The sequence below is a fragment of the Breznakiella homolactica genome (assembly GCF_016616095.2).
GTDB lineage: Bacteria > Spirochaetota > Spirochaetia > Treponematales > Breznakiellaceae > Breznakiella > Breznakiella homolactica.
This window is the reverse complement of record NZ_CP067089.2, coordinates 3,053,366-3,072,280: the sequence shown is the minus strand read 5'-3', so window position 1 is coordinate 3,072,280 and position 18,915 is coordinate 3,053,366. Positions and strand designations below refer to the sequence as shown.

The following is an 18,915-nucleotide window of genomic DNA, read 5'->3' as shown; positions in this document are numbered from 1 at the left end:
CCGCGGCTGCCGGGAACCTGCTTTACTTAATCCTTTCTTCACGGGTAGTATGAAAGGGAAAAATAAATCCGGATCAAGGATTTATTCTTTTTTCACGCTATCTTTTATGTAAACGTACGGTCTATTTCAAAACGGTATTCAGTTAATTTTCTCATACAGCCGGGAGGGGCCATGAATATTACCGAAGACTTCATTATCCATTTTACGGGCAACGCTTCCACCGTGGCCAACGGCCGGGGGCTGGCTGCCAAGGGCAGCTTCGAGGGGCTTTTTGTCAGCGATGACGGGACCCTGCTTTTCGGAAGTTGCAAAGGAAGCGGAAAGACTCCGTATCTGTGTTCCGTGGATTTCGCGGATCCGGAAAAACCCGTTCCCCGGTGCAGCTGCCCCAGCCGGCAGATTCCCTGCAAACACGCGGCGGGGCTTCTCTACTGCAAGGTCCAGGGAAAGGAATTTAAAACCGCGGAGGTTCCCGAGGACATCGCGGCGAAGCGGAGCAAGATCCAGCAGCGGGAGGAAAAGAAAGCCGCCAAGGAGGCGGAGGATCCGGGGCCCAAGGAAATGACCAAGGCGAAAGCCTCCGCCGCGGCCAAGAAGTGCCGCACCCAGCTGGAGGGTATCGCCCTGGCGGAAAAAATCCTGCACAACATCGTGCTTGCGGGGCTCCACAGTGTTGACCGGAAAAATGAGAAACTCTACGGGGAACAGGTTAAGGAACTGGGCAACTACTACATCGGCGGCATCCAGGCGGCCATGACGGACCTGCTCATCCAGGCCTCGGAGGCCCAGAAGAACCAGGATTTTACCGACGCAGTGGGAAGCATCAATTACCTGTACGCCCTGCTCAAAAAGAGCAGAACCTATACCGAAAGCAAGGCCGCTGATTTTGAGGCGTTTCCGCAAACACCCAACACCGCGGAGGACGCCATGCTTAATTCATCCATTGAAGAGCAGATGGGATACGCCTGGAAACTGGCGGAGCTCCGGGAAAAGGGACGGTACGCGGAAAACGCCGAACTCCTCCAGGTTGGTTTTTCGGTCTTTGAGGATCAGGCAAAAAAACAGTTTACCGATGAAGGTATCTGGATTTCCCTCGGTACCGGAGATATTTACCTTACCGAGAATTTCCGGCCCTTCAGGGCGCAGAAATACGTCCGGGAGGAAGACAGCTTTTTCCCGGTGCTTACCACCAGTGCCCTGTACATATACCCCGGCGACCGGAATCCCCGGGTACGGTGGGAAAAGTCCGAGCACCGGGAAACGGAAAAGGCCGATTTACTGAAAGCCCGTGACCGGGGCGCCGGAAATTTCGCCGAAGTCATCAAAGCCGTAAAAAACCAGATCAAAAGCCCTCTGGCGGACAAGAGACCTATTTTCGCGTTAAAGATTGCCCGGCTGGGCCAGGACGGGAAGGGGACTCTCTATATAGTCGATGAAGCGGGAACATCAATTCCCCTGAATCCGGAGGACTTCGGCTTTCTCATGAAAAAACTGACCCGGGAGCAGGCGGAAGGCCAGACCCTGGTCTGCCGCTTTTCCCAGGACATGAAGACCGACCTGCTTTACGCGGTGCCGGTGGCGCTCATCACCGGGGATGAACTCATCCGCTTCACCTACTAGGGGGACACCATGGCTATACCGATTTTAAATGAACTGAACGATGAAATTACCCGGCTGTATATCGCCGGAAGCTCCCTGGGCAGGGACGATCCCCGGATTAAAAAATACATTCCCGCCCTGCAGAAGCTCGGGGAAAAAGCCCCGGTGTTTAATACTTTGGCGGAGCGCCTTATTGCTCTTACCGGAGGCGACGGCAGCGCCACTCCGGAGGCGCTCATGGAAGCGGGAATGCTCCTGTATTCAATCCGGTATACCCAGGGCAGCACCGATACCGGCGAAACTCCCGGGGACATGGTTTACGCGGCAAAGCCCCTTACGGTGGCCAGGACGCCCTATTCAAAACTGAATGAACTGATAACCCTTCTTACATCGGGGTCTCAGGCCCATTCCGATCTTGTGCGCGAGATTTATGAATCCGGCCTGTTCCGGGACCCCCGGCTTTTTGCCGCCTACGCCGCGGCCGTTACCGACAACCGCAGCTTTATTTCAAACTATATTGCGGATGTGATCATTCCCGCGGTGGGGCAGGATATGGTTCCTTTTATCGAGGAATCCCTGGATATTAAAGGAAGCAAACGGCACGCCCGGCTTTTCAGAATTCTCTATCACCTTACGGGAAAGGCCATCCTTCCCCTGGCCGAGACCGCCCTGGCGGAGGGCGCGTCCCACGTGGCGGTGGAAGCCATCCATGCCCTTGGGGAAGATCCGAAGTATGAAGAAACTCTCCTGTCCTGTACCAAGGACAAAAAGGGAGATGTCAAAGCCGCTGCTTTCGCCGCCCTGGTAAAGCTCGGTTCCGCCCGGGGGGACGAACTGATTCTGGAAGGCCTGGGCAAGGCGAATATCGGCCATCTTGAAGAAGCCTTGGCTGCCTCAAAGAATCCCGATGTGGCTGCCAAAGTCCAGGAGGAAGCTGAACGGATCCTTCCGGCGTTTAAGGAAAGCCACACCAGGCTGGCGGTGCTCCTCCGGGTTCTGGCCCGGCGGAACGAGGAAGCGGGTCTGGTCCTGATCGAAAAACTCTACGCCGATCCGAAGTTTTACGCCGACGCGGTGTACCTCCTGGATCTGGAAAACCTTCTGGGTATTATCGCGGAGGAAAATACGGAACGGAAAAACCGGCTTCTCCTGGCGGCTTCGGAAAAAAATGAATCCCTGGGATACTATAAGCTCGTGGCCTGTATCCGGCTCTTTTCCCGTGAGGAAGTGTTTGAACGCTGCAAGGACGTGATGCGGTCCAAAGGTTATTCCTACAACCTGCTCAACCGGGTCTATGGCCTCGACTGGGACAGCCGTATCCCCGACGACCGGAAACCCTGGGACCCCCGCTGGGCAGGTTTCTTTGTTGCCCGGGGGGATTCCTATCTGGCTTACCGGTATATTTACAACAATGATGTGAAGACCTGGAAGCAGCTTCTGGAAATCTGCGCGAAACAGATCAAGGACCGGCCCAACCGGCGGGAAAATTATTACGCCGACATCCTGTCCCGGGCTTTCGCGAACAAACATCCCGAAGCGATGAAGTATTACGAAAAATTCATAAAGGCGGGGTATGCCAAGGAAGAGCTGATGCTTACCATCAATACCAACAACCCCGGAACAATACAGTAAGGAGTGCACCATGGCTGAAAAAAACGAAACGAAGGATATTCTCCGGCTTCCCGCGGAGAAACTCTATGCCCATGAGATAGAGGCACTTAAGAAGGAAGACAAGGATCCGATTCCCGCGGGCTGGCAGATGTCCCCCCGGCAGGTTCTCAAATTTATCACCGGCGGAAAAGCCGGCGGTACGGATATTATTCCCAAGTACATCGGCCACAACCGGCTTGTGGAGGTGGCCATCGCCACGCTGCTTACCGACCGGGCGCTGCTCCTGATCGGCGAGCCGGGAACCGCCAAGTCCTGGCTCTCGGAAAACCTGTCGGCGGCGATTTACAACGACAGTACCCAGGTCGTCCAGGGAACCGCCGGCACCAGCGAGGAGCAGATCCGGTATTCCTGGAATTACGCCCTGCTTCTGGCGGAAGGTCCCAGCGATAAGGCTCTGATCAAAAGCCCCATCATGGCCGCCATGGAGTCCGGCGGTATCGCCCGGATCGAGGAAATCTCCCGGTGCCAGTCGGAAGTCCAGGACGCCCTTATTTCAATTCTTTCGGAAAAAACCATCGCCGTGAATGAGCTGGCTAGGGATGTTTCCGCCCGGCGGGGATTCTCCATCATCGCCACCGCCAACACCCGGGACAAAGGGGTCAACGATATGAGCGCCGCCCTGAAACGGCGGTTCAACATTGTGGTGCTCCCCACTCCGGCGGATCTGGAAACCGAAGTGGAGATTGTCAAAAAACGGGTAGGGGAAATTTCCTCAAATTACAATCTCACCTCCAAGGTGCCGGCGGAAGAAGCGGTGGCCAAGGTGGTCACGGTATTCCGGGAACTCCGGGGCGGCCAGACCCTGGACGGCAAGCAGAAGATCAAACCTCCCACCGGGGTGGTTTCCACCGCCGAGGCTATTTCCCTCCTGACCAACGCCATGGCCCTGGCGGGCTCCTTCGGGGACGGCACCGTCAGCGACGCGGATATCGCCGCGGGCCTCACCGGCGCGGTTATAAAGGACGAGGAAAAAGACAAGGTCGCCTGGAGCGAATATCTGGAAAACATCATGAAGAAGAGGGGGCTCGCGTGGCAGCCGCTGTACAAAGCATGCAGGGACCTGGCGTAACCGGCCCGGCTTCCGGGGAAATCCCGCCGGCGGAACAGCCCTGGCGCACACCCGAAGGGGTGCATCTTTTTGGTATACGCCATCTTTCCGCCGCCGGAGCCTGGCACGTCCGCCGTTTCCTGGACGAAATCCGTCCGGATCTGGTGCTCATCGAAAGCCCGTCGGATACCAGTGTCCTCATCGAAGACCTTACCCGCCGGGGTGTACAGCCGCCGGTGGCGGTGCTCTGCTATACCGCGGATGTACCGGTACATTCCATCGTATATCCCCTGGCATCCTATTCCCCGGAATACCAGGCTCTGCTCTGGGCAAAGGAACATAAAAAAAAGAGCCGTTTTATTGACCTGCCGTCGGATGTGAAAACACCCCTGTACCGGCTCCAGGAGGAAATCCGGGTCAAACAATTTTCCCGGCAGCAGGAACTTGAGGCGCAGGAAGACAGTGAATCCAATGGTGAAACGGACAGTACCGCTCCGCAGCCGGCATCCGGAGCCGAAGAGGAACAGGTCCGGCAGCGGACGGAATTCTACCGGTACAGCAATGGACTCTACGAAAAAATAGCCGAGCTCGGCGGCGAGACGGATTACGATACCTACTGGGAACGCAGTTTTGAACATAACACGGAAACCGGCGCGTACCTCAGGGCGGTGGCACTCCATTCCGCGGAAATGCGGGCCATGACCGAAGCCGGGGAAAAGGACGCCGATCCCCTGGCGGCTTCCATTAATTACCTCCGGGAATCCTACATGAAGCGCTGCATCACCGAAGCTATTGCCGGCGGTACTCCGCCGGACAAAATCGCGGTTATCCTGGGCGCCTATCATGTGAAAGGGGTCATGGAAACCGAACCCATGGACGACGCGGAACTGGCAGCCCTTCCCCGGGCGGAAACCCGGATGACGCTTATGCCCTATTCCTATTACCGCCTGGGGAGCTTCTCCGGTTACGGCGCGGGGAACCACGCGCCTTTTTACTACGAGATGATGTACAGCGCCATGGAGGAAGGCCGGCTGGAAAACCTCCCCGAACAGTACATCACCGAACTGTCCCGGCTGTACCGGGCTAAGCAGGGATACTCCTCCACGGCTTCGGCCATCGAGGCGGTCCGGCTGGCCAAATCTCTGCAGTACATCCACGGCGGAACTCTGCCCACGTTAAAGGATCTCCACGACAGCGCCGTGGCAGCCATGGCCGGGGGGGAAGTCACGGGAATTGCCGAAGCCTTCGCGTCCCTGGATGTGGGTACCCGGATCGGGACGCTCCCCGAAGGGGTCAGCCAGACGCCCATCCAGGACGACATGAACCGGATGCTGAAAAAGCTTAAACTGGAGAAATTCAAATCCGCGGTAGCCCAGGACCTCAAACTGGACCTCCGGGAAAATCTGAAAGTAAAAAACGAGGAAGCTGCCTTCCTGGATCTGGACCGGTCGGTGTTCCTCAACCGGCTGGCGTTCCTGGGAATCGGTTTTGCCCGGAAACAGGGACGCCGCCAGGACAGCGCCACCTGGGCCGAGGACTGGATTCTCTGCTGGACTCCGGAAACGGAAATCCAGGTTGTGGAATCGGTTCTCTACGGGGATACCGTGGAAGCCGCCGCGTCCTACGTGATGAAGGACCGGCTGGAAAAAAGCGCCGATGTCCTGGAAGTGGCCGGTCTTGTGCGGCAGACCTGTGAATGCCGGCTCACCGGCTCAATCCTGGAGGCCATTAAGAAACTCCAGGCCCTGGCCAGCGAAACCGAAAGTTTTTCCGGGGCAGCCCGGGCGGGGCGGGAAATGAGTTTCCTGGTTCAGTACGGCAGTGTCCGGCGTTTCGATACCGAGGCAATAGTACCGATACTCCAGCAGCTCTTTCTCAAGGCGGCCCTGCTTCTGTACGGATCGGCATCCTGCAGCGAGGACACAGCCCGGGAAATCGCCGACGACATGGCGGGTCTCCATTACATCACCCAGGAACACCATGGAACGGTGAATGACGATATCTGGCTCCGTCAGCTTGCGGCACTCGCCAAGGCGGACGACCGCAGCCCCCTGCTTTCAGGGTTCGCTTTTTCCATCCTCATGGAGCGGGGCAGCGTTACCGAGGATGAACTCCTCACCGAAGTTTCCCGGCACCTGTCCGCGGGGAACACCCCCGAGGCAGGAGCCCTCTGGTTCGAAGGTCTCAGCCGGCGGAACCGCTACGTGCTGCTTTCCCGGATCATGCTGTGGAAACAGCTCGACGCGTATCTCGCGGAACTGGAGGATGATGAATTCAAGCGCGCCCTGGTATGTCTGCGGCGGGTCTTCTCGGGTTTTGAACCCCACGAAAAGAACGGCATCTGCGAAATCCTGGCGGAACTCTGGGGAGTGGACGCCGGAAGCGCCGCGGAATTCCTCCGGGAGGAACTGACCGACCAGGAGGAGGAAGCTTTAAGTGACCTCAACGATTTCGATTTCGGAGACCTGGAATGAACAAAACCAAAACACCGGCCGCGCCAGCGGTTAATGAAACACAGCTCAGGCGATGGCGCCTCATCCTGGGAAAAGCCTCGGAGGATAAACTCCAGAGTATGGGAAGCGGCGGAGCCCTCCTGGGAGACACGGAGACCGTCATGGACCAGGCTCTGGCGGCGATCTACGATGAAACAAAGGAAGAATCCGGCGGCAAAGGTGCCGGCCTTGGGCCGTCCTACCCGAATCTGGCGAAATGGCTCACGGACATCCGGTCTTATTTTCCTTCGGATGTGGTCAGTGTCATCCAGGGGGATGCCATTGAGCGGAAAGGCCTCAAGCAGCTTCTCCTTGAACCGGAAACCCTGGCCACGGTCAAGCCGGACATCAACATGGTAAGTACCCTCCTGTCTCTGCAGGGGCACATCCCAAAAAAGTCCAAGGAACAGGCCCGGCAGCTCGTTAAAGCCCTGGTGGACGAGATCATGCAGTATATGGAGCATGACCTGAAGCGGGCGGTAACCGGCGCTCTCAACCGGCGCCAGCATTCCCCGATTCCTTCACTGCCCAATACCGACTGGAAGCGTACCATCCGGAAGAATCTGAAAAATTACGACCGCGAAAAGAAACGGATCATCCCGGAGAAATTCTATTTTTTCGAGAACCGGCGGCATACCAAGGACTGGCAGATTATACTGGATATGGACCAGAGCGGCTCCATGGCGGACAGCATCATTTACGCCTCCATCATGGGATCTATCTTCGCGTCCATGCCCGCCCTGGACACCCGGATCGTTGCCTTTGATACCGAAGTGGTGGATCTTACGGAAAGCTGCGGCGATGATCCGGTGGATATCCTTTTCGGGGTTCAGCTCGGCGGCGGCACGGATATCAACAAAAGCGTTAAATACTGTTCCCAATTTGTGGAAAACCCCAAGAAGACTATGTTCATCCTCATATCGGATCTGTATGAAGGCGGTGTTGAAGCGGGGCTCCTCCGGCAGCTGGGGGACCTCAAGGAATCCGGCGTTACCGTGCTGGTTCTGCTGGCATTGTCCGACCGGGGTGTTCCTGCCTACGACGAAGCCCTGGCCAGAAAAATCAGCGGCCTGGGGATTCCGGCTTTCGGCTGTACCCCGAATAAACTTCCCGAGCTCATCGGGGGCGCCCTTAAGGGCGACGACCTCCACGCCCTGGCGGAACGGGTAAAGATCGGCGCGGGCAAAGACCCGGGAGTGTAAAAAATATCCGCAGCCGGTTTGTATAGTATTCATTCATTTAATGATGTATTTCCGGAAATTTGTGGTATACTAATTTAATTTTCCATAAGTCTATGATTCGGTATGGTTGTATGTTAATTGATACCCTGATCGATACAATAAGCGGCGGCGTTTTTGAGAAAATCAAAGATAAAGCTTTTTCTCTGCGGAAGAAAGCACAGATTCGGAAGAAAATCGAATCCGCGGTGGAACGTTTCTCCCGGGAAAAAACCGTGTCCCTTACGCGGAGTGAAGAAATCGACGCGGAAGGACTGCACGATTTTATCCGGAAGGAACTTTTTTCCAGTATCATTTCATATTTCTATATTCCGGAACAGGAAAAACGGAAAAGAATAAAAAAGCATATACTTCAAAACGCGTACTTTTCTGCCAAGGCCGCCTCTCCGGAAAGCAAACGGATTGTCTATCAGTACATGGCTATGGTTTTTGATATCCTGAAATCTTCGCTTTTTGATGAGGATATGGATTTTCTCAAGGAGAATCTTCTTGTAGAAGAAATCAAGGGGATTATCAAAACTACGGTGAGCAGCCTCGAAAACCGCATTACCTTTCTCGAAGGGCGCGTACGGTATTCCGGTTCTTTTGCGGAGATGGTGGATTCGATTGAACCCAAAAAAGCCAACGCCATTGAATTCCATTATCTCAATCCTATCTTCGGTTTTTACGGCCGGGAACGGGAAACAGCGTTTCTTAGTGACTTCCTTGATGATCCCCGGGAAATACTCTTCACCGCGGTTACCGGACCCGGCGGCGCCGGGAAAAGCAAACTGGTTCATTCGTTTGTGACCGCCAATGAATACAGACCTGACTGGGAGATGGTATATCTAAGTACCGGCCATATCCGGAATCTTTCCCGGTTTACGCAATGGGATTACGACCGCGGACTCCTGCTAATAGCGGATTACGCCGGTTCGGTTTCCGGACCTCTGGGTATCTGGTATGAAATGATTTGCAGCTGTTCATCCCGGCCTCCGAAACTCCGGCTTCTTCTGCTGGACCGGCAGGGAATAAAAATTCAAAACGAAGAAATCATATATCCCCAGTGGCTCCAGGATTTTTTCGGTACCGGAGAACGGGCCATAAAAATCAAAGAAACTTTTTTTACTTCCAATGAGGGTTCGGGAATCGAACTGACAAGTCTCAGCAGGGATGATTATTATTTTCTCATCGGCGACTACGCGAAAGACAAAAACCGGATGCTTTCGGAGGAGGAAAAGGATACCATTGTCAGCTATGCTGAGGAAACGGCAATGAACAGCCATCTATCATATCCGCTGACGGTTCTTTTCGTAACCAGCGCGTATCTGGAAGAAGGTAACTTTCATAAATCGACTCTCATTGAACTTCTGCAAAATATTATTGAACGGAACCGAAAAAACTGGAAGGAGACTCTCAGCGGAAACGACGGGGAGCTGTATAAAAATCTTGAACTTCTGATTGTTTTCGCTACTGCAGCCGGTTCCGTATCCGTCTCCGAAACAAAACTCCCCGGACCTTTTCGGCTTGCCCAGGACTATATATGCGCCAGGGGAAGGGATACCGTGAATACAATTGCAATGGGACTGTACAGCCGGATACCGGAGAACAGTACTTTTTATCCTCTTGAGCCTGATCTCGTCGGTGAGGTCTTTGTTCTGGATTTTTTCAGAAATCATTTCAGCGATTACAGGAACCAAATCATTCAGAGCCTCTGGACTGCGGGCGGCAGTTTTCAGGATTTCCTTTACCGGTGTATTCTCGATTATTACGGAGCCCCACAATATAAAGAGCTCTTTAAAAACGGGCTGGAGTTATTTATTCCTGAAAATGAAAACAATATAGAACAGTTTTCCATTTTATTAACGACTATCATGTTTGAGGGCACTCCGGAAGACTGGGAGGCGGCAAAAGAACGGTTTGAAAAACTTCTTTCCCGGTATCCTCAGAATGAAGAAATGCAGCTTGCCTATGCGAGAGGCTCATTCAATTTTACCGCCAGTCCGGATACCGAAGCGGCCGTGGGTGTCGCCGCGCGCCTGGAAGAATTAGCCGCGGCAAATCCCGGGAATGAAGAACTGCGGCTTCTCTACGCAAACGGGCTGGTTAATCTGTCGGGAAACCAGGATACCGAATCCGCAGCGGGTACTGTGGCGAGGCTTGAGAAATTTGCCGCACGGTATCCCGGTCACTCGGCAATACAGCTTGCCTATGTGCGGAGCTTGTTCAATTTATTAAACAAACAGAATCCGGAATCAATTAAAAATACTGTAGCGAGGATGGAAGCCGCGGCAGTGAAAAACCCCGGGAATGAAGAGATACAGTTTGAGTTTGCGAAGGGCTTAGTCAATCTCTCATTTGCGGAAGAAACAGCGGCAGCCGTTAATGCCGTAATGAAGTTGGAAGTTCTGGCTGCCGCTTATCCCGGGAATAAAGAAATCGTGGAAGCCTTTGCCAGAGGTTTGCTTACTATTGTTTCTAAACAGGGTAGTGATGCGGCAATGCAGACTACAGCTCAATTGGAAACTCTCGCCGCCGCTCACCCGGAGAATAGTAAACTCCAGCATCTCTATGCGAATGCTCTGTTTTATCTTACTGTGGGCCGTGGTTTAGATAAAGCGATAATAGCTGTCAGTCATCTCGAGAAAATCGCGTCAGCGAATAGTGAAAATCAGAAAGTACAGCATGATTACGCAAAGGCGCTCTTCAATCTTTCACAGCAGCAGGATGAGGATCCGGCGGCCGAAACCGTAGCACAGCTAGAAAAGCTGGCCTTACGGAACCCCGGTAACGGAGAAATCCAATTTGAATATGCAAAAAGTTTATTTTTTCTCGCATACAGACAGAACGCGGAAAAGGCAGCAGATACTATTCCAAGGCTGACAGCGGCTGCGGAGGCAAATCCCCAAAACCAGGCTAACCAGGCAACCTACGCACAGATTTTAAGAAAACTCGCCGCCGAACAGCCGCTGGAACAGATGGCTGAAACAATTAAGAAACTGACAGCCCTGGTCATCAATTATCCGGAGAATCCTGAAATCCGTGCCGAATTTGCCCATGGGTTAGTTTTATTTTCTTGGAAACAGCCGCTGGAAGATGCAGAAGAAACCGTAAAAATGCTGGGGATACTCGCCGCGGCAGATCCAGAGAATGAGAAATTGCTGCTGCGGTATATACAGGGGCTTGTTGATCTTGTAAATATCCAGCCGATGGAACAGGGAGAAAAGACAATTGAATTTGTGGAATCCCTGGCAGCAAATGTCCCCGGCAATCAGGAAATCCAGTTTGCCTATGCCTATGGATTGTTCAGACTTTTATCAAAACAGCAGCCGGATCCGGCAGCAGATACTATGGCACGTCTTTCCGCGGTTGCCGCTGCGAATCCGACAAACCGGGAAATCCAATTTGAATATGCAAAAGGTTTGTTGTATTTATCCGTCGGCCATGAAAAGGGAGATTTGACGGCTGCCATAGCGGCGGCCGAAGCGGCGGCTGCGGCGAACCCCGGGAATAGTGAGGCCCAGTCTTACTATATGTACGGACTGGCATTTCTTTTAAGCAAACAGGATTTAAGCGCATCCGCTGAAACAATTAACCTGATGGAAGCGGCTGCGGCAGCCAATCCCGATAACCAGGATATTCAGACTGCCTATGCCCGGGGTTTGGAATTTCTTCTAGGCAAACAAAGCGGGGAAGATGCGGCAGGCACCGCATTGCGGCTGGAAAAATTAGCCGCGGCAAATCCCGGTAATGAGGAAATTCAAAAAATATACCGGAAAGCATGCGGCCCTTCTTCTTCATGAAACCGGAATATCAGCGGTTCTGAATATCCGCCTCCCAATAATCGATGACCGACATCAGGTATTGGAAATGAATCTCCGCGTCCCGATTCTGTATTTCCAGGATGGCTTCGCTCAGGGACTCTATTCCGGGATACTGTGAAAAAACACTTTCCCAGGTGGCCTTCGGGTCCGTATTGCTTACCCGGAGAAATCTGAACATATATTTTCTGAAAGTAGAAAGCCGGATAAAGGCATCGTAATACGCGATCTCATTCGACGGATCCACCGCCCCGTAACGTTCCAGCAGCCGGCTGCCCGTATCGATAATTGTCCGGACCAGCCTGTCCTTTTCCGCGTTGTTCTTCCGGTACTCTTCTTCCCATCTGTTAAAGCTGAAAAATATTTCCATGCTTTCCCGCTGCAGAAATATTGAGATTGAACCCAGGTTGTCGTTGCTGAGGCTGTTGACCAGGTACTGCTCAAATTTACTCAGGGTATACTCTCCGGATAAATATTCCTTGATGAATTCCGCCTCAATGCGGATCGCGTCCAGTTCGTACCAGTAAATTTCTTTTTCATCATTGGCCTGTTTCGCGGAAACAAACGCGTCCCTTTGTACGGTATAATCGTAGAGGTGCCGCAGTTCATGCATCAGAATGGCGTAATGGATGCTGCTGTCATTTTTGAAGGTATCGAGGTACCGCAGTCCGAATACGAGTTTCGCTTCTCCGGTATCGGCACTGAAATCGAAGGACATCCCCCCGAGAACAGTAGCGCTCTCAGGATCTATCCGAAGAGCGATGGTTCCGTTTTTTATGAGTTCACTGGCAACGGAATAAGTTTCGGCCACATGCTTATTGTACCCGGACCCTGCCATTATGATGTCCAGGTTATGCAGAATGGTGTTGATTATCAGCGAATAGTGTTCAATATCAATTTGCTTGTCCTGGGCAAAAACCGGAAAGCCGGTGAGCAGTACGGTTATGAGCAGATAGGCGGTCTTTTTCATCAAAACTCCTTGTGGGTTTGCGCTGCGGAACCTGTCTGCTTTTTCCGTGTGCTTCGGAGACCGTGATTGATTATCCATAAGGTCGCTTCCGAGGGATTGTCCGACCGCCATTCTTCCACTATGGCTTCCGCTTTTTCCGGGAACTCCTTATACAGGTCGTTGATATTGTTCCCTACGCTTTTCTGGACGAACCGTGACTTGTCGTGCCGCAAGTTCGACAGGATCTCCCTGCACGTTTCAAACTCATCCGCAAAGATATAGATTTTTTTTGCCCAGGGGAGCCGTATTCTGAGGCACTCGCTGGATAAGCGCCGTACATGGACATTTTTGTCTTTGCTCCATTTCTGTACGGTCCGTAGAATCTGTTTTGGTTTTTGGGCGAGCAGGGGCCGAAGAGCAAATTCGCCGGTGAACCGTTTGGTCAGCTCCTTTATAAAAGCCAGAGAAACCGGGATATCCTGTATCCCGTGCCGTTCCACGTATCTGCCCACGGGCCACAGCCACCAGCCGTCGGAAAACATTCCGGTTTCGGTTTCGAGCTCCGGTCCCAGGATACCGGAAAAGATACGGACGGCTTCCGGGTACTCCGGAGGCAGGGTAAGCTCCAGGGCGTCGGCAAAAACATCCTGCCGTTCGATAAATTCTTTGCCGTTAATATTCTGTTTTATATACGCGGTGAATTGTTTTTCGGGAAAATCCGCGTAAACTGTCCTGATTTTTCTACCCAGGAATTCCGCGTATTCGGTATTATAATGGTCCTTCAGTTTTTCCGCCATTGGCCCTTTCCCCTAATTTCTTGTACAGCGGCGGCGCAGGACAGCAAAAAGTACGATTCTTGCTGACTGTACGTTACCGCCGATCAGTCGCCGGCCCGTACCCATATCTCACCGTTTCCGCTGAAGACACCGGTTTTTTCCACGGTGTAGCTGAATACAACCCCTTCCATGGTGAGTACCAGTTTATTTTCGTCGGTGTAGTATAATCCGTTCCCCGCTGATCCCTGTCTGTTTTTGTAGTACACATATCCCGCCGAGCCGCTGCCTTCAAGTTTTATTTCAGAGGTTCCGCCCTGCAGCCGGTACGTTCCGCTGGTTATGGATTTCGATCCGTCATACAGCAATCCGGAAATACCCTGGGCGTCGGATGTTTCTCCGGCGGCAACGGCAATGACTGTTTCCGCCGGTCCGGTGTCAGCGGCGCCCTGTTCGATGAGATAATCGTATACCTCTTTGTGATTGTGCTTTTCCGCCAGCAATAAGGGTGTGCTCCCGTTTTTTGATCGCCTGTGTATATCGGCTTTGTGTTCCACGAGTACCCGCACGGTTTCCATGTCCCCGGACTCCGCGGCGTACATCAATACGGTCATCCCGTCGTAGTAATCTTTATCCGGGGAATACGAGTAATTTATGTCTATTCCCATGTCCGCAAATTTCCGGACATAGGCGAATCTGCGCTTTGCCGCCGCTGTGAGCGCGATTTCCCCGTTCGGCAGTATTCCGTCGTCCAGCAGAAAATCTATTACTTCGTCGCTGTGGTTCAGGTTTACCGCGGTATACAGATCAAAGGGTATACCATGGATGCCGCGGCTTTTTAAGATTCTGAGGAATGTCAGGGTATTGTCTCCCCTGGAATAAGAGAGGACAAAGTTTACCGCGAGCCGCTGATCGGTGTACCGCAGGGCGCCGTTTTCTAAGGTCTTTTCAAATTTTACGGGATTATTGCCCGCAATGGCTTCGATTAACTCCCACCGGAATTCATTGCCGGATACTGGCGGTATTTGGACCTTTATTATAACCAGGAGGAAGGCTATTCCAATACGGTGTTTCGCTGCCATAGGCTGTCCGTGTATTTGGTTTACTGGTTCAGAAAATCCTTTAGTTTTTCGCTGATGGTATCCGCCGCCTTTCCGAGGCCGTCGCTGACATCATTAACGAAATTCGATACAGGATCGCCGTTCTTTTTCCAGGATTCCTTATAATACTCAAATCCCGACTGAATGTCCTCCGCTGTATTCCCGGATGCGGAATTTTTCCGTATATAATTACCTTCCAGGATGCTTTTATACTGTCCCGACGCCTCCCAGGCTTTTAATTCCTGCAGGCGGACCACCGGAAAGGGGTGACTCTCCCAAAGCTGGTTCAGGAATTTATGGGCGCTGTCGAGAAGTGTCTGTTTGCTTTCATATTCCTGGGCCTGCGCGAACAGTTCATTCAGATTTACATCCCCGGGGTTATGCGCCCCGGCCATTTTCATCAGCAGATTGTAGCTGGTAGTTCCGTCCTGGACCGCCAGGAGGCCCGCCCTGTCGGCGGTCAGTTCGCTTTTCCGGTCCCATTCATACAGGGCGGCCTTTATTCCCAGGACGATCAGCCCGGCCATGGGAATTGCCTGCAGCGATATGTTGGTCAGCATCCAGAGCAGGGTTTTGTACAGTGAATGGCCGCTCATGATATGCCCCATTTCATGGGCCACCACGGAGGTCAGTTCTTTTTCGTCAAGGCCGTTGAGCATTGCGTTGTTGATAATTATAAAGGGTTCCTGCACACCGATGACCCCCGCGTTCCAGAAAGGGCTCTGGGTCACAAACAAGTCAGGGGTGTAATCCCAGTCGAATATCTCCGTCACACGCCGGGCTATGGTATGCAGCCCGGGGTATTGGTTTTCGGTGACCTTAATGCTTGACGCCAGGGCCATCAGCTTAAGGGACCGCTCGGTGGTCACCGATATGAGCAGTTTTATCAGTTCACTGAGGCCTTTCATCTGTTTGAGGGCACTTAACGCCGCTTTGTCCGCCGGATGTTCCCAGGATTTTGGATCGATTCCTTCAAGTTTTTTTGTGCCCGCCACCAGCATGCTGCCTCCGTTTTCCTATTTCCTATATTCTATATACATTGAGACATTTTTCATATTGTTCGGCAAGGGAGAGGATCATGGATATCCAATCTTCGGGGCAGTCAGTACCGCTGCTCCGGATGTGCTGCAGAAGCGGTATGATCTGTTTGCCGTATTCCACGAAGGGCATTATCAATCCGCTTGCCGCAGCTACATGATACGCCCGCAGAAAATAGAATTCCGTCTGGGTGTGGTCCGCTACCTTCAGCCAGTGCATGGATTGAAAGATGTCCATATAGTACTGCCGCATAGTATACGATTCCGGATAACTGGTCCGGGCAAATTCCGCGAAAGGTTCCTCCGAAGGGCCCAGCCGGGAAATGCCGTTCCTGATTGCCGCCAGCCGGTCCTCCAGAACCGGCAGAGATTCCCCATTGGGAACGTAATGGAACCGGGGAGTGTCCCCGCTCCAGCCGGTGGTCAGATTAACCCAGTCACGGATAACCTCGTAGGAATCAATACAATCAGGATGGGCTTCCGCGATGCCCGCCATTTCGGCCATGCAGAGTTTTGCCTTTTCAAAGGCGCCGGTGGCCAGATAGCAGCGGAACAGTACATAAAGCGACATTAACGCGTCCGTACCTTGTTCCCGGTTTCTTTCATACTGCTCCTGGGAAAGAACCGCCGCGTCACTGAAATTGCCGGAAAAATAAAGGATTTCACTCTGCATCTGGCGGACCATACCGCCGCCGGCTTCACCGTACCAGGAGGTGAGTTTCTCATAACCCCGGGGAAGCGTCCGCGAAAAACGCTGCAGCGCTTCCGGCGCTTTGCTGAACACAACGAACCGGTTCGGTCCGCCGGGCTGCCACTGTATGTTAAGACACGGAAACCGGGGTTCCCCGCGGATATCACCGGCTGTATCCAGATCCTTCTGGAAGGATTCATCCGCGGCAAAGAGCTTGATCTGCCCCCGCATCATGTACGCGTCCGCAAGTTCCTCAGCCGGAACCGCTGATACCAGTTCTGCAAATAATTCGGCAAAGGCTGTAAAATTGTATCCCGAGGCGTACTGATACAGCAGCTCCAGGTTTTTGCCGTTTTCCATTGATAGCCTCCATGGAATTTTAAATATATCCACTTGAAATGGCAATGGAAAAGTCCCTAAGCGCGGTTTCCCTTGTCACTCCGGGTATAAATTCAGTTAAAGCTCATATTTCCGCTTTGTCAACGGATTCTTTTCAATTGTTTTGGTTTATTTTTTATTTTTTACCCGAAAAAACCATACCATAGGGGTCTGGATTAAAATCACTCCGCGGTGAATAATATCTCAAACGGGATTTAAAATGAAGATGAAAAAGACCTTGGCTAATACGCAGGACGGCACATCCCGCCCGCAGGGAATTCTGCCCAGACTGTTCGCGGCGGTTCCGCGGATATACCGCAGCCGGTTTGAGGAACAGCGTCTCAGTACAAATGTTGACCGCATGTTCGCTTTGTCGGTGTATATCATTGCCGTACAGATTGCCCTGAATCTTATCAATATACTCAAACCCGGGGACAGCAAATCCGGCGATATTATGATCTACGTTCTGCTTTCCCTGTCAAGTCTCACGCTGGGCATAGTGTACTGGGTTCTCCTGTTCCTGGTAAAAAAAGACAAGATCACCGGACGGGGAATCAGGCTTTTTCTGACCCAGAGCCTTCTGTATATCTATATAGGTATCCAGCTGGTATTCTGTACCCTCAATATCATTTCCACCGGCGGGGTTAACAGTTACATAATCGCCATTCTTATTGTAGGGTTGTTTCCCATAGTACGGCCCCTGCGGAGCATTCTGACCATCGGCCTTTCCTTTGCGTATCTGCTTGCCGCCATGTACTATACCCGGAATATTTCCGGAACATGGGATTCGATTCTGCTTACCGATACCTGGGCCAACCTTATTATCATCACCGGGCTCATCATCTGTATTTCGGTTTTTATTTACAATATGTATGTCTCGAATTTTCTGCAAAGCATGGAACTGCAGAAATCCAATGAAGGCCTGGAAGCGACGGTCCGGGAACGTACCGCGGAGCTTGAGGAACAGACCGAAGCAGCGCGGGTCGCGTCCCGGACAAAAAGTGAATTTCTTGCCCGCATGAGCCACGAAATCCGCACCCCCCTGAATGCGATAATCGGCATGGCCCAGATCGCCCGCAAGACCGCGGAGGACCGCAAGACCGCGGATTCCCTTGATGAAATCCTTACGGCTTCGTCCCACCTTCTGGGGCTGCTCAATGATGTCCTGGATATGTCGAAAATCGAATCCGGAAAATTCACTTTGATAAAAGAACCCTTTTTTCTGCGGTCCGCCCTGGAGGAAGTCGCGGCCATCATCATTCTTCGGTGCCGCGAAAAAAATATCCGCTTTTCCACCGACCTTGAGACCATCCCCAACGTCTGTGTCCTGGGTGATAAGCTGCGGTTAAAGCAAATACTGATCAACCTCCTCGGGAACGCGGTTAAGTTTACCCCCGAAGGGGGCCATGTTGGCTTTATGCTTGTCCTGGACAGCCAGCCGGAAAACAAGATTGCCGTTACCTTCAGCGTGGCCGATGATGGCATCGGTATGACAGAGGAGCAGATATCGAAACTCTTTGTTGCCTTTGAACAGGCCCACAGCGCCATCGCCGCCCGGTACGGCGGAACCGGGTTGGGGCTGGCCATCAGCCACGGTCTTATCACGAATATGGGCGGACAGATAACGGTTCAGAGCCAGATCGGGAAAGGCTCCATCTTTACCTTCAGCATTACCTTGGACACCATCGCGGGCCGGGAAGAGGTTCCCGAAAACGACGGGCAGGAGGTTCCCGATCTGAAGGGCCGGCGGATCCTGATAGTTGAGGACATAGAAATAAACCGGATTATCCTCAAGGAACTGCTCGCCGAAACCGGCATGGCAATCGAAGAAGCGGAAGACGGGGTTCAGGCCCTGGATAAATTCAACGCCTCCCCCGAGAATTACTACAATCTTATTTTTATGGATATCCAGATGCCCAACATGGACGGCTATGAAACCGCCCGGCAAATCCGCGCTTCCGGCAGGGGGGATGCTGCGTCGGTCCCCATAATCGCCATGACCGCCAACGCGTACCGGGAGGATATTGAAAAAGCCATGGCATCCGGCATGAACGGCCATCTGGCTAAACCCGTGGACATACAGGCGGTACTGCGGCTGCTGTCGGATAAACTTTCTGCCGTATAGGGTTTAACAGTCCT

The 18,915-nt window shown here is 52.8% G+C and carries 12 protein-coding genes; 7 read left to right on the top strand and 5 right to left on the bottom strand.

Annotation, left to right across the window (positions count from 1 at the left end; genetic code table 11):
• Positions 1-171: 171 nt before the first annotated feature.
• The 6 genes from JFL75_RS13845 to JFL75_RS13820 all read left to right on the top strand — a co-directional run bounded on the left by JFL75_RS13845 (position 172) and on the right by JFL75_RS13820 (position 11,830).
• Positions 172-1,620 (top strand): SWIM zinc finger family protein, encoded by a 1,449-nt coding sequence (locus JFL75_RS13845; RefSeq protein ID WP_215627266.1) that lies wholly within the window; start codon positions 172-174, stop codon positions 1,618-1,620.
• A 9-nt stretch (positions 1,621-1,629) separates the two neighbouring features.
• Positions 1,630-3,231 (top strand): HEAT repeat domain-containing protein, encoded by a 1,602-nt coding sequence (locus JFL75_RS13840; RefSeq protein ID WP_215627265.1) that lies wholly within the window; start codon positions 1,630-1,632, stop codon positions 3,229-3,231.
• A gap of 10 nt (positions 3,232-3,241) precedes the next feature.
• Positions 3,242-4,339, top strand: coding sequence for an AAA family ATPase (locus JFL75_RS13835; RefSeq protein ID WP_215627264.1), 1,098 nt, complete (start codon positions 3,242-3,244; stop codon positions 4,337-4,339).
• The gene (locus JFL75_RS13830; RefSeq protein WP_215627263.1) at positions 4,300-6,792 is read left to right on the top strand and encodes a DUF5682 family protein; all 2,493 of its coding nucleotides are present in this window, start codon (positions 4,300-4,302) and stop codon (positions 6,790-6,792) included. Before JFL75_RS13835 ends, JFL75_RS13830 begins: the two co-directional genes overlap by 40 nt.
• Positions 6,789-8,012, top strand: a complete 1,224-nt coding sequence (locus JFL75_RS13825) for a VWA domain-containing protein (RefSeq protein WP_215627262.1) — start codon at positions 6,789-6,791, stop codon at positions 8,010-8,012. The genes JFL75_RS13830 and JFL75_RS13825 overlap by 4 nt, the downstream gene beginning before the upstream one ends.
• Positions 8,013-8,122: 110 nt before the next feature.
• Positions 8,123-11,830 (top strand): ATP-binding protein, encoded by a 3,708-nt coding sequence (locus JFL75_RS13820; protein ID WP_215627261.1) that lies wholly within the window; start codon positions 8,123-8,125, stop codon positions 11,828-11,830.
• Between the two features lie 10 nt (positions 11,831-11,840).
• Here JFL75_RS13820 and JFL75_RS13815 read toward each other — a convergent pair whose 3' ends face one another.
• From JFL75_RS13815 to JFL75_RS13795, 5 genes are all read right to left on the bottom strand, one after another.
• Entirely contained in the window at positions 11,841-12,818 is a 978-nt protein-coding gene (locus JFL75_RS13815; RefSeq protein WP_215627260.1) for a hypothetical protein, read from the bottom strand.
• On the bottom strand, positions 12,818-13,594 hold the full coding sequence (locus tag JFL75_RS13810; RefSeq protein ID WP_215627259.1) for a DNA alkylation repair protein: 777 nt from the start codon (positions 13,592-13,594) through the stop codon (positions 12,818-12,820). The genes JFL75_RS13815 and JFL75_RS13810 overlap by 1 nt, the downstream gene beginning before the upstream one ends.
• A gap of 83 nt (positions 13,595-13,677) precedes the next feature.
• The gene (locus tag JFL75_RS13805; protein ID WP_215627258.1) at positions 13,678-14,652 is read right to left on the bottom strand and encodes an ankyrin repeat domain-containing protein; all 975 of its coding nucleotides are present in this window, start codon (positions 14,650-14,652) and stop codon (positions 13,678-13,680) included.
• Between the two features lie 20 nt (positions 14,653-14,672).
• Positions 14,673-15,671 carry a M48 family metallopeptidase gene (locus JFL75_RS13800; protein ID WP_215627257.1) on the bottom strand — a complete coding sequence of 333 codons (999 nt, stop codon included), beginning with the start codon at positions 15,669-15,671 and terminating at the stop codon, positions 14,673-14,675.
• A gap of 22 nt (positions 15,672-15,693) precedes the next feature.
• Positions 15,694-16,758 carry a hypothetical protein gene (locus tag JFL75_RS13795; RefSeq protein ID WP_215627256.1) on the bottom strand — a complete coding sequence of 355 codons (1,065 nt, stop codon included), beginning with the start codon at positions 16,756-16,758 and terminating at the stop codon, positions 15,694-15,696.
• 238 nt (positions 16,759-16,996) lie between these two features.
• On the opposite strand from JFL75_RS13795, the gene JFL75_RS13790 reads away from it, so the two are divergent.
• Positions 16,997-18,901, top strand: a complete 1,905-nt coding sequence (locus JFL75_RS13790) for a response regulator (protein WP_215627255.1) — start codon at positions 16,997-16,999, stop codon at positions 18,899-18,901.
• Positions 18,902-18,915: the final 14 nt, after the last annotated feature.